Annotated in this window: 9 protein-coding genes and 1 pseudogene; 5 read left to right on the forward strand and 5 right to left on the reverse strand. The window is 71.0% G+C overall.

The genetic code is table 11. From position 1 onward, the window contains the following. Nucleotides 1–97 precede the first annotated feature (97 nt). Nucleotides 98–3,199: an efflux RND transporter permease subunit gene (locus ACFYPJ_RS04100; protein ID WP_389009999.1), complete on the forward strand. Its 3,102-nt coding sequence runs from the start codon at nt 98–100 to the stop codon at nt 3,197–3,199. Nucleotides 3,200–3,261: 62 nt separating this feature from the next. On the opposite strand, the gene nadA is transcribed toward ACFYPJ_RS04100, so the two are convergent. Next, a complete protein-coding gene (gene nadA, locus ACFYPJ_RS04105) occupies nt 3,262–4,458 on the reverse strand; it encodes a quinolinate synthase NadA (protein WP_389010002.1) in 1,197 nt (398 codons plus the stop codon). A gap of 261 nt (nt 4,459–4,719) precedes the next feature. Between nadA and ACFYPJ_RS04110 the strand changes: the two genes are divergently transcribed. Beyond that, on the forward strand, nt 4,720–5,076 hold the full coding sequence (locus ACFYPJ_RS04110) for an iron-sulfur cluster assembly accessory protein (RefSeq protein WP_006135694.1): 357 nt from the start codon (nt 4,720–4,722) through the stop codon (nt 5,074–5,076). Nucleotides 5,077–5,263: 187 nt separating this feature from the next. Here the strand turns inward: ACFYPJ_RS04110 and ACFYPJ_RS04115 are convergent, their stop codons facing one another. The 3 genes from ACFYPJ_RS04115 to ACFYPJ_RS04125 form a co-directional block, all read right to left on the reverse strand. After that, complete coding sequence (locus tag ACFYPJ_RS04115; protein ID WP_389010005.1) at nt 5,264–5,428, reverse strand: hypothetical protein; 165 nt, start codon at nt 5,426–5,428, stop codon at nt 5,264–5,266. Further along, nucleotides 5,425–6,966: a hypothetical protein gene (locus ACFYPJ_RS04120; RefSeq protein ID WP_389010008.1), complete on the reverse strand. Its 1,542-nt coding sequence runs from the start codon at nt 6,964–6,966 to the stop codon at nt 5,425–5,427. The genes ACFYPJ_RS04115 and ACFYPJ_RS04120 overlap by 4 nt, the downstream gene beginning before the upstream one ends. 136 nt (nt 6,967–7,102) lie before the next feature. Then, on the reverse strand, nt 7,103–7,312 hold the full coding sequence (locus tag ACFYPJ_RS04125) for a hypothetical protein (protein WP_389010011.1): 210 nt from the start codon (nt 7,310–7,312) through the stop codon (nt 7,103–7,105). A gap of 130 nt (nt 7,313–7,442) precedes the next feature. Between ACFYPJ_RS04125 and ACFYPJ_RS04130 the strand changes: the two genes are divergently transcribed. Further along, entirely contained in the window at nt 7,443–8,417 is a 975-nt protein-coding gene (locus ACFYPJ_RS04130) for a carbohydrate kinase family protein (protein WP_389010014.1), read from the forward strand. A gap of 20 nt (nt 8,418–8,437) precedes the next feature. Here the strand turns inward: ACFYPJ_RS04130 and ACFYPJ_RS04135 are convergent, their stop codons facing one another. Continuing rightward, nucleotides 8,438–9,814, reverse strand: coding sequence for a cysteine desulfurase/sulfurtransferase TusA family protein (locus ACFYPJ_RS04135; protein WP_389010017.1), 1,377 nt, complete (start codon nt 9,812–9,814; stop codon nt 8,438–8,440). A gap of 303 nt (nt 9,815–10,117) precedes the next feature. Between ACFYPJ_RS04135 and coxB the strand changes: the two genes are divergently transcribed. Then, nucleotides 10,118–11,077, forward strand: a complete 960-nt coding sequence (gene coxB / locus ACFYPJ_RS04140) for a cytochrome c oxidase subunit II (RefSeq protein WP_389010020.1) — start codon at nt 10,118–10,120, stop codon at nt 11,075–11,077. After that, nucleotides 11,074–11,269 (forward strand): annotated as a pseudogene (locus tag ACFYPJ_RS04145) (cytochrome ubiquinol oxidase subunit I); the annotation flags it as partial. The gene coxB and the pseudogene ACFYPJ_RS04145, both read left to right, overlap by 4 nt.

The raw sequence follows: 11,269 nt of genomic DNA on the forward strand, positions 1-11,269 counted from the left end.
TCCGGGGGACGGATCGGCTGTCCCGGATGGCCCAGAGTGGAGTGATGTGGGCGGTCACCCGCCCTTCTGCCGCTCCACAGAAGAGAGACCCAGACCCATGTCCTGGCTGTCACGATTCAGCCTCGCGCAACGGGCCCTGATAGGGCTGATGTCCATCATCGCCATCGTCTTCGGGGCGATCGCGATACCCCAGATCAAACAGCAGTTGCTGCCCAACATCGACCTGCCGCTGGTGTCGGTCATCGTGCCCTACCAGGGCGCGTCCCCCGACGTCGTCGAGAAGCAGGTCGTCGAGCCGCTGGAGAACAACCTCGAAGGCGTCAACGGCATCTCCGGCGTCACCTCGACGGCCAGCGAGGGCAACGCCGTGATCATGGCGTCGTTCGACTACGGCAACGACACCAAGCAGCTGGTCAACGACGTCCAGCAGGCCGTCAACCGGGCCCGGCTGCCGGAAGGCGCCGACCCGCAGGTCGTCTCCGGGTCCACGGACGACATCCCGGCCGTGGTCCTCGCCGTCACCTCGGACAAGGACCAGCAGGCGGTCGCCGACCAGCTCGACAAGACGGTCGTGCCGGCTCTGAAGGACATCAGCGGCGTCGGCCGGGTCCAGATCGACGGTGTGCGGGACCTGCGGGTCGCGGTGACCCCCGACGACGCGAAGCTGGCCAAGGCGGGCCTCAACGCCGCCGCCATCGGCCAGGCCCTCCAGGCGGGCGGCGCGGGCGTCCCGGCCGGCTCCTTCGACGAGGGCGGCGCCAACCGCACCGTCCAGGTCGGCCACGGCTTCACCTCGCTCGCGCAGATCAGGGACCTGATGGTCACCGGCCAGCAGCCCGGCGGCAAGCCGGTGCGCCTCGGCGACGTCGCCACGGTCAAGGAGCAGCCGGCCCCGGCCGACTCCATCACCCGCACCGACGGCCGGCCGAGCCTGGCCGTCAGCGTCACCATGGACCACGACGGCAGCGCGGTCTCCATCTCGAACGCTGTCCAGGACAAGCTCCCCGACCTGCGCAAGCAGCTCGGCTCCGGTTCGAAGATCACCGTGGTCAGCGACCAGGGCCCGGCGGTGTCGAAGTCCATCAACGGCCTGACCATCGAGGGCGCCCTGGGTCTGCTCTTCGCCGTCCTGGTCATCCTGATCTTCCTGGCGTCGCTGCGCTCGACGCTGGTGACGGCGGTCAGCATCCCGCTCTCCGTCGTCCTCACCCTGATCGTGCTGTGGACGCGCGGGCTGTCCCTGAACACGCTGACGCTGGGCGCGCTGACCATCGCCATCGGCCGGGTCGTCGACGACTCCATCGTCGTCCTGGAGAACATCAAGCGGCACCTCGGCTACGGCGAGGAGCGGCGGGCGGCCATCCTCGGCGCGGTCCGCGAGGTGGCCGGCGCGGTCACCGCCTCGACCCTCACCACGGTCGCCGTCTTCCTGCCGGTCGGCCTGGTCGGCGGCCTGGTGGGCGCGTTGTTCGGCTCGTTCAGCCTCACCGTGACCGCCGCGCTGCTGGCGTCCCTGCTGGTGTCGCTGACGGTCGTGCCGGTCCTGTCGTACTGGTTCCTGCGCGCCCCGAAGGACACCCCCGCGGACGCCGAGCAGGCCCGCCGCAAGGCGGAGGAGAAGGAGGCCGACAGCCGCCTCCAGCGCTTCTACGTCCCGGTGCTGCGGTTCGCCACGCGCCGCCGCTTCACCAGCGTCGTGATCGCCGTGGTGGTGCTGCTCGCCACCTTCGGCCTGGCCCCGCTGCTGAAGACGAACTTCTTCGACCCGGGCGAGCAGCAGGTCCTCAGCGTCAAGCAGGAGCTGAAGCCCGGCACCAGCCTCGCGGCCACCGACGAGCAGGCCAAACGGGTGGAGAAGCTCCTCGGCGAGACCAAGGGCATCAAGGACTACCAGGTCACGATCGGTTCGTCCGGCTTCTTGGCTGCCTTCGGCGGCGGCACGGACACCAACCAGGCGTCGTACCAGTTGATGCTGGAGGACTCGGCGTCCTCCGACGACGTGCGGACCCGCGTCGAGGACGGCCTGGCCAAGCTGAAGGGCATCGGCTCCACCACGGTCTCCGTCGGTGACGGCTTCGGCAGCCAGGACCTCAGCGTGGTCGTGAAGGCCGCCGACCAGGACGTGCTGCGCCAGGCGGCGGAGAAGGTACGCAAGACGGTGGCCGGCCTCGGCGACGTCACGGACGTGACGAGCGACCTGACGCAGAGCGTGCCGCGGATCTCCGTCACGGCGAACTCGAAGGCCGCCGCCGCCGGCTTCAACGACCAGACGCTGGGCGCCGCGGTGGCCCAGGCGGTAGGCGGCAGCACGACGGCCGCGAAGGCGACGCTGGACGACACCGAGCGCGACATCGTGGTCACGTCGGCGAAGCCGGCCGCGACGCTGGCGCAGCTGCGGGCGCTGAACCTGGGCCCGGCGAAACTGGGCGACATCGCGACGGTGAAGCTGGTGGCCGGCCCGGTCTCGGTCACCCGGATCGACGGCCGGCGCGCGGCGACCATCACCGCGCGGCCGACCAGTGACAACACCGGCGCGGTCAGCAACAAGCTCACGTCCGAGCTCGACAAGCTGAAGCTCCCGGCCGGTGCGACGGCGAAGATCGGCGGCGTCACCGCGGACCAGAACAGCGCGAACAAGAACCTGATCCTGGCGATGCTCGCGGCGATCGCGATCGTCTTCATGCTGCTCGTGGGTACGTTCCGTTCGCTGGCCCAGCCGCTGATCCTGCTGGTGTCCATCCCGTTCGCGGCGACCGGCGCGCTCGGCATGCTCGTCCTGACCGGTACGCCGCTGGGCGTCCCCGCGATGATCGGCATGCTGATGCTGATCGGCATCGTGGTGACGAACGCGATCGTGCTGATCGACCTGATCAACCAGTACCGGCGTCAGGGCTACGGCGTGGTCGAGGCCGTGGTGGAGGGCGGCCGGCACCGGCTCCGCCCGATCCTGATGACGGCACTGGCCACCATCTTCGCCCTGCTGCCGATGGCACTCGGCATCACCGGCGAGGGCGGCTTCATCGCCCAGCCGCTCGCGGTGGTGGTGATCGGCGGTCTGATCACGTCGACCCTGCTGACGCTGCTGCTGGTCCCGACGCTGTACGCGATGCTCGAACTCCGCAAGGAGCGACGGGCGAAGAAGCGCGCGGCGAAGCGGGGCACGAGCGAGCCCGAGGTACGGGAGCCCGTGGGGGTCTGAGACCCGGTTACGGGTGCGGGGCCTGCCGCTCGGCGGCAGGCCCCGCATTTTTATGCCTTCGCCTACGGCAACGCGAGCATCCGCTCCAGCGCCAGCTTCGCGTATGCCTCCGTCTCCTTGTCGACCTCGATGCGGTTGACGAGGTTCCCCTCGGCCAGGGATTCCAGCGCCCAGACCAGGTGCGGCAGGTCGATGCGGTTCATCGTCGAGCAGAAGCAGACCGTACGGTCGAGGAAGACGATCTCCTTGCCCTCGGGAGCGAAACGGTTCGCCAGCCGCCGTACCAGGTTCAGTTCGGTGCCGACCGCCCACTTGGACCCGGCGGGCGCGGCTTGAAGGGCCTTGATGATGTACTCGGTCGAACCGACGTGGTCCGCCGCGGCCACGACCTCGTGCCGGCACTCCGGGTGGACCAGCACGTTCACGCCGGGTATCCGTTCGCGCACCTCGTTCACCGAGTCCAGGCCGAACCGCCCGTGCACCGAGCAGTGCCCCCGCCACAGGATCATCCGGGCGTCGCGCAACTCGTCCGCCGTCAGCCCGCCGTTCGCCTTGTGCGGGTTGTAGACGACGCAGTCCGTCAGGGACATGCCCATCTCGCGTACCGCGGTGTTGCGGCCCAGGTGCTGGTCGGGCAGAAAGAGCACCTTCGTCTTTTCGGGCTCGCCCTGCTGGAAGGCCCACTCCAGGGCCCGCTGCGCGTTCGACGACGTGCAGATCGTGCCGCCGTGCCGGCCCGTGAAGGCCTTGATGTCGGCGGAGGAGTTCATGTACGAGACGGGCACGACCTGCTCGGCGATCCCGGCCTCGGTGAGCACGTCCCAGCACTCCGCCACCTGTTCGGCGGTGGCCATGTCGGCCATCGAGCAGCCCGCGGCGAGGTCGGGCAGGACGACCTTCTGGGCGTCGCCGGTCAGGATGTCCGCGGACTCCGCCATGAAGTGCACGCCGCAGAACACGATGTACTCGGCCTCCGGGCGGGCCGCCGCGTCCCGGGCCAGCTTGAAGGAGTCACCCGTGACGTCGGCGAACTGGATGACCTCGTCACGCTGGTAGTGATGGCCGAGCACGAAGACCTTGTCCCCGAGCTTCTCCTTGGCCGCCCGCGCACGCTCGATCAGATCGGGGTCGGACGGCGAGGGCAGCTCGCCGGGACACTCGACACCGCGTTCGCTCGTCGGGTCGGCCTGCCGGCCAAGGAGCAGCAGGGCGAGCGGGCTCGGCTGTACGTCGAGCTCGGGGGTCTGGGCGGTGGTCACGGCACACACCCTTTCTAGTTTTCGTCGAACTGACGCTATCTATGATAACTGGTTCACGTCACTTTGACGATGGCGATTGTGTCCATGTGACGTGAATCCCGGTCGGGCGGCTCCACGGCCGCTGTCCGCGTCCGCGGGCGTGTGCGAGCATGAACTCGGGGGAAAAAGCGACAACGAGAACGCCCGGCCCGGAATGAATCCGAGAACCCGCCGGTTGCACTCGTCGGCAAGCAGTCTCCGTACAACCCGGGAGAGATGTAGATGTCCGTATCGGACGAGACCACCACCGTCACCGACGGCATCATCCTGACCGACGCCGCCGCGTCGAAGGTCAAGGCCCTGCTCGACCAGGAAGGCCGTGACGACCTCGCGCTGCGCGTGGCCGTCCAGCCCGGCGGCTGCTCCGGCCTGCGCTACCAGCTGTTCTTCGACGAGCGTTCCCTCGACGGGGACGTGGAGAAGGACTTCGGCGGGGTCAAGGTCGTCACCGACCGCATGAGCGCCCCCTACCTCGGTGGCGCCACCATCGACTTCGTGGACACGATCGAGAAGCAGGGCTTCACGATCGACAACCCGAACGCAACCGGCTCCTGCGCCTGCGGCGACTCCTTCAGCTGAGCCGCGCACCGCACGTCACGAGGCGGCGGCCCTCCGGTGGAGGGCCGCCGCCTTTGTGGTCCGGCGATCGGTTGGTCCAGGTGGTTTCAGGCGTGCCGGGTGGGCCGGTCGGTCGGGGGTGGCCTGGATTGATCCGGGTGGCCGATCGTCCGCGCGGATCCGGGCCACCCGTTCTCGGACCACCCGTTCAGCGGGCCTGGGGCAGCCCCGGGCCGTGCCCGCCTTCGGGGATCGGCTCGCCGTCCGTGCCGACCACCGTCCGGTCGCCCAGCGGCTCGTCCAGCGGGATGGTCCGCCGGTACCCCTGGAGGAGCAGGATGCAGATCGTGTCCGGATCGAACCGCTCCGTCACCGTAACTTCACCCGGTCCGCGTTCTCGTCGGCGGAGGCCGTGTAGGCGGAGCACACACTGCCGGAGAAGTTCACGGTCAGCTCCGAGTCGGCGGCCGTGTAACCGGCCACCGCGGTGTCCCGCGACTCCGTCTTGCCCGGCGCACCCGGCGCCACGGGCGGTCTGGGCCGCGTGGCCGACGGGCTCGGTCCGCCCAGGTACGCGGGGTCCACCGCCGGATACGCCACCGTGTAGGCATCCTGCGCGCCCGGCCCCCGTACCTCGAACAGCCACGACGGCACCAGCGTCGGCCGCCCCGCCGCGGAGTGCGCGGCCAGCCCGAAGACCGCCGTGCGCACGGTCGCCGTACCCGGCCGCGACGCGACCGCCGACGCCCCGGCCTCGCACGGCTGCTCCAGCCGGTCCCGCAGCGGTACCGGACCGGGGCAGCCACCGATGCCCATGCGGTGGTCGCCCCGGGGCGCCGCGTTCATCAGGTCCAGGGTCCGCCGCGCGCCCAGCACCGGGTACGTGTCCCCCTGCTCCAGCTTCTCCCCCCTCCTGGAGTTCTCCGGCACCGTCAACAGCCCGCTGCCCGCGACCACTTCGCCCTGGTTGTTCACGGTCAGCTCGGTCGTCCAGCCGTACGTGGGCAGGCCGGCCACCACCGGATCGGCGCGCACCACCCGCAGGGCGCCCACGACCCTGCTCGTGTCGAGCTTCGCGGTGTCCTGGCCGAGCGCCTTCAGGACCGGTGCCGCCGCCTGCCCGGCGGCCGGTCCGCTCACCGGGTCGGCGGGTCCCGCGGGGTCCGACGAGCAGGTGGCGGCGCCCTTGCAGTCGTCGCTGCCTCGCGGGTACCGCTGGAAGGTCCAGTTCCCCGGCGCCTTCGCGGCCACGCCCAGGCCCGGCCCGAAGAAGTCCTTGCCGGTTCCGACCCGCCAGCCCGTGCCCGCGGCCACCGGCGTCCCGGCCACCCCGAGGGCCTGCGCCAGCCGGGCCACCTCGTCCGCGCCGACCTCGCCGGCGGGCCGGTACACCGGCGCGGAACCGGGTCCGCCGGGCAGGTCGCCGACGGCCTCGTACCGCACGCCGTACGGAGCGGGCTCGCCGGGCGCGATGCCGTGCGCACCGCCCGATGCCGCCGGCGGCCCCGGGTACCCGTCCAGCGCGAGCGGGGGCGGGGGAGTGCGGCCGGGTCCTGCGACCGCCGGGCCGGAACCGTCGTGCGCGGTGGCGGCGAGATACGCCCCGCCGCCTCCGGCCAGCAGCACGGCCGCCGCCACGGACGCGATGACCACGGGAGACCGCCGTAGGCCGCCGCCGCGCGCGTCCTGCCCGGCTTCCTTCCCGTCCCCTTTCCCTGCCGCTTTGCCGTCCCCTTTCCCGCTCGATTTCCCGGCCGGGGAGCGGGTCCGGTCCGCGGCCTCCCCGGTGCCGGTCTCGCTGCCGGGGCCCGTGGCCGGGCCGTGGGAGCCGGGGTACCCGGTGGTACCCGCGGGGACGTTCTCGTCGTCCCGGTCGGGGGTGTCCGGCCTGCCGGGTCGCTCGCTGGTCACCGCATCGCTCCCTCGGTGAGGTCGTGTCCCGCACGGCCCTTCGCGGGGACGCCGATGGGACGCGGAGCGGGAGCGTGCGGTTCCCGTGGGCGCGCGGTCGCGGTCGTGGCCGGGCGGCGCGGGCGGGTCGGTCGCCTCAGTCGCCGTAGTCCGACATCGCGTCCAGCAGCCGGGCGGAGCGCGTCGGGACGGTCACCCCGTGGAGGAGTGACAGCGGCACCGGACGGGGATCCGCGCGCCGGGGCGCCGCCCAGTGCGCGGCCATCCGCGCGCCGTCGCCGCGCAGCGAGGCCAGGTCGCCCTCGGGATCGGCCGGGGCGGTGGAGCGGATCTTGAAGTTCACCATAACGGCACCGTAGCCACGCCAGAACGTGCGAAGAAAGATCTACTATCGGGTAGTTTAGCCGCCTTCAACGCCCCTCTCGAACCGGGTAGCGTGAACTGTCAATCCGCCTCCCTCCAGGAGAGTCCTCGTCGTGCGCATCGCAGTCACCGGCTCCATCGCCACCGACCACCTCATGACGTTCCCCGGTCGTTTCGCCGACCAGTTCGTCGCGGATCAGCTGCACACCGTCTCGCTCTCGTTCCTGGTCGACAACCTCGACGTCCGCCGGGGCGGCGTCGGCGCGAACATCGCCTTCGGCATGGGCCAACTGGGTACCGAGCCGATCCTGATCGGAGCCGCCGGGTTCGACTTCGACGAGTACCGCGCCTGGCTGGACCGGCACGGCGTCGACACCGAGTCCGTCCGTATCTCCGAGACCCTGCACACCGCCCGCTTCGTGTGCACCACCGACGCCGACCACAACCAGATCGGCTCGTTCTACACGGGTGCGATGAGCGAGGCGCGGCTGATCGAGCTGAAGACCGTCGCGGACCGCGTCGGCGGCCTCGACCTGGTGCTGATCGGCGCCGACGACCCGGAGGGCATGCTCCGGCACACCGAGGAGTGCCGCTCGCGCCAGATCCCCTTCGCCGCGGACTTCTCCCAGCAGATCGCCCGCATGGACGGCGACGAGATCCGGATACTGCTGGACGGGGCGACGTACCTCTTCTCGAACGAGTACGAGAAGGGCCTCATCGAGTCCAAGACCGGCTGGAGCGACCCCGAGATCCTCGCGAAGGTCGGCACCCGCATCACCACGCTCGGCTCGCGCGGCGTACGGATCGAGCGGGACGGCGCGGACCCGATCGAGGTCGGCTGCCCCGAGGAGGAGCGCAAGGCCGACCCCACGGGCGTCGGCGACGGCTTCCGCGCGGGGTTCCTGTCGGGCCTGTCCTGGGGCGTCTCGCTGGAGCGCGCCGCGCAGATCGGCTGCATGCTGGCCACCCTCGTCATCGAGACGGTGGGCACCCAGGAGTACCAGCTGCGGCGCGGGCACTTCATGGACCGGTTCACCAAGGCGTACGGCGACGAGGCGGCGGCCGAGGTGCACAAGCACCTCGGCTGAGCGGGCGCCGCAGGGGAAGGTCAGGTCAGCCGGCGGACCAGATAGGCGGTTCCGCCGTCCGCCGGCTCCTCACCGACGTACTCCTGCGCCCGCATGTCGCACCACGCCGGAATGTCCAGCCGGGCCGCCTCGTCGTCGGACAGGACCCGGACCAGGCCGCCGGCCGGTACGTCGCCGATGACCTTGGCCAGCTCGATGACGGGGATCGGGCAGCGCTTGCCGAGGGCGTCGACGACCAGGACGTCCTGCCGCACGGTCGTCGCCGGAGCCGGCGCCCCGAGCTTCTCCCGCACCCCCGCCACGGCTCCCGGCAGCACCTCCAGGAACCGTTCGACATCCTCCGCGGCCGTCCCCACGGGCAGCGAAACCCGTACGTTCCCCTCGCTCAGCACGCCCATCGCCGTGAGCACATGGCTCGGTGTCAGGGTGCTGCTGGTGCACGACGAGCCGGACGAGACGGAGAAACCCTCCGCGTCCAGCGCGTGGAGCAGCGCCTCACCGTCGGCATAGAGACAGGAGAACGTGACGATCCCGGGCACCCGGCGGTCCGGATCGCCGACCACCTCCGAGTCCGGCACCGCCGCCGGCACCCGGGTCCGGATCTGCTCCGTCAGGGCGCGCAGCCGTACCGCCTCCTGGGCGGCCTCGGCCCGCACCGCCCGCAGTGAAGCCACCGCGGCCACGATCGCCGGGACGTCCTCGAAACCCGCCGCCCGCCCCGACTCCCGTTCGTCCACGGGCCCTTGGGCCGCGAACCGCACCCCCTTGCGCACCACGAGCAGGCCCACCCCGGGCGGCCCGCCCCACTTGTGGGCGCTTCCCGTCAGCAGCGACCAGTCGCCCTCGACCGGCCCCCAGGCCAGCGACTGGGCCGCGTCCACCAGCAGCGGCACCCCGGCCGCCCGGCAGCCCGCCGCCACCGCCGCCACCGGCTGCTCGGTGCCCACCTCGTGGTTGGCCGACTGAAGACAGGCCAGCGCGGTGTCCGGCCGCAGCGCCGCCGTGTACTGCGAAGGGTCCACCGCCCCCGACCGGTTGACGGTCACTCGGGTGACCGTGGCGCCGTCCCGCTCGTGGACCTCGGCCGCGTGCAGCACCGAGGAGTGCTCGACGGCTGACACGATCAGGTGACTCCCGGCCCGCCGCCGCCCGGCCAGCGCCCCCGCGATCCCGGTGTGCACGGCGCGGGTCCCGGACGAGGTGAACACCAGCTCGTCCGGCCGGCATCCCACCGCCTGAGCCGCGGCCTCCCGCGCCGTGTCGAGCAGCAGCCGGGCCCGCCGCCCCTCCCGGTGGAGCCGTGCGGGATCGGCCCACCCCTCGTCGAGCGCGGCCAGCAGCGCCTGCCGCGCGACGGGATGCAGTGGGGCGGCGGAAGCGGCATCGAAGTAGGCCATACGGCAACGCTAATGCGCCCTGTGCGGTGGAGGCGTGGCGGGGAACCGCGCGCCGGCCCGCAGCCGGCCCGCGCCCGCCCGGCAGACCGAAATCTCCGGGGCTCCCGGGCACCCTGCCGACGCCCCGCACTCCTTCGAGCGTGACCCGCGGCGCGTATGGCACCCTCCCCGCAACCCCCCGGAGAGCGTGGGCTAGGGTTTGGTCCGCATAAACATCCAAACCCCTGCCCGCCGCAGGGCGGCGACCGACCAGCGAGAAGGCCGCAGCCGACCGCGCGGGCGAGACTCTCGGGAAGGCGCTACGTGAGTCCCAACGGCTCCGACCGCTCGCCGCGGCGCCCGATGCGGCGGAAGCTGCTGATGGCAATGACCGCGGGCCTGGTCCTGGCGACCGCCACCGGTTGCACATACAAGGACTTCCCCCGCCTTGGTATGCCCACCCCGGCCACCGAAGAGGCTCCGCGGATCCTCTCCTTGTGGCAGGGTTCCTGGGCCGCCGCGCTCGCCGTCGGCGTGCTGGTGTGGGGCCTGATCCTGTGGAGTGCCCTCTTCCACCGGCGCAGCCGGACCAAGGTCGAGGTTCCTCCGCAGACCCGGTACAACATGCCGATCGAGGCGCTGTACACGGTGGTCCCGATCATCATCATCTCGGTGCTGTTCTACTTCACGGCACGGGACGAGACGAAGCTCCTGAGCATCTCCAAGAAGCCGGACGTCACGATCAACGTGGTCGGCTTCCAGTGGAGCTGGGGCTTCAACTACGTCGAGAACGTCCCAGGTGTGACCGGCGACGCGAAGACCGACAAGAACCTGGACGCCATCCCGGCGCGGTTCAAGGACCAGTTCCCCGCGAACGCCGGCGGTGTCTACGACGTCGGTACGCCGGCCACCAAGAACCCGCAGACCGGCAACCCGGGTCCGACGCTCTGGCTCCCCAAGGGCCAGACGGTCCGCTTCGTCCTCACCTCACGGGACGTCATCCACGACTTCTGGGTGGTGCCGTTCCTGATGAAGATGGACGTCATCCCGGGCCACACCAACGCCTTCCAGGTGACCCCCAACGAGGAGGGCACCTTCCTCGGCAAGTGCGCCGAGCTCTGCGGCGTCGACCACTCCCGGATGCTGTTCAACGTGAAGGTCGTCTCCCCCGAGCGCTACGAGCAACACCTCAAGGACCTCGCCAAGAAGGGGCAGACCGGTTACATTCCCGCCGGCATCGCGCAGACGAGCCACGAGAAGAACCGGGAGACGACAAACCTGTGAGCATCCTCAACGAACCCCAGGGTGCCGCGGCAGCTGAAGACTCGTACGTGAGCGAGCTGCCGGTCAGGCGCAAGCAGCCCGGCAATGTCGTGGTGAAGTGGCTGACGACCACCGACCACAAGACGATCGGCACGCTGTATCTCACGACGTCGTTCGCGTTCTTCCTGATCGGCGGCGTGATGGCGCTGCTGA

Source organism: Streptomyces sp. NPDC006012, from assembly GCF_042871185.1.
GTDB lineage: Bacteria > Actinomycetota > Actinomycetes > Streptomycetales > Streptomycetaceae > Streptomyces.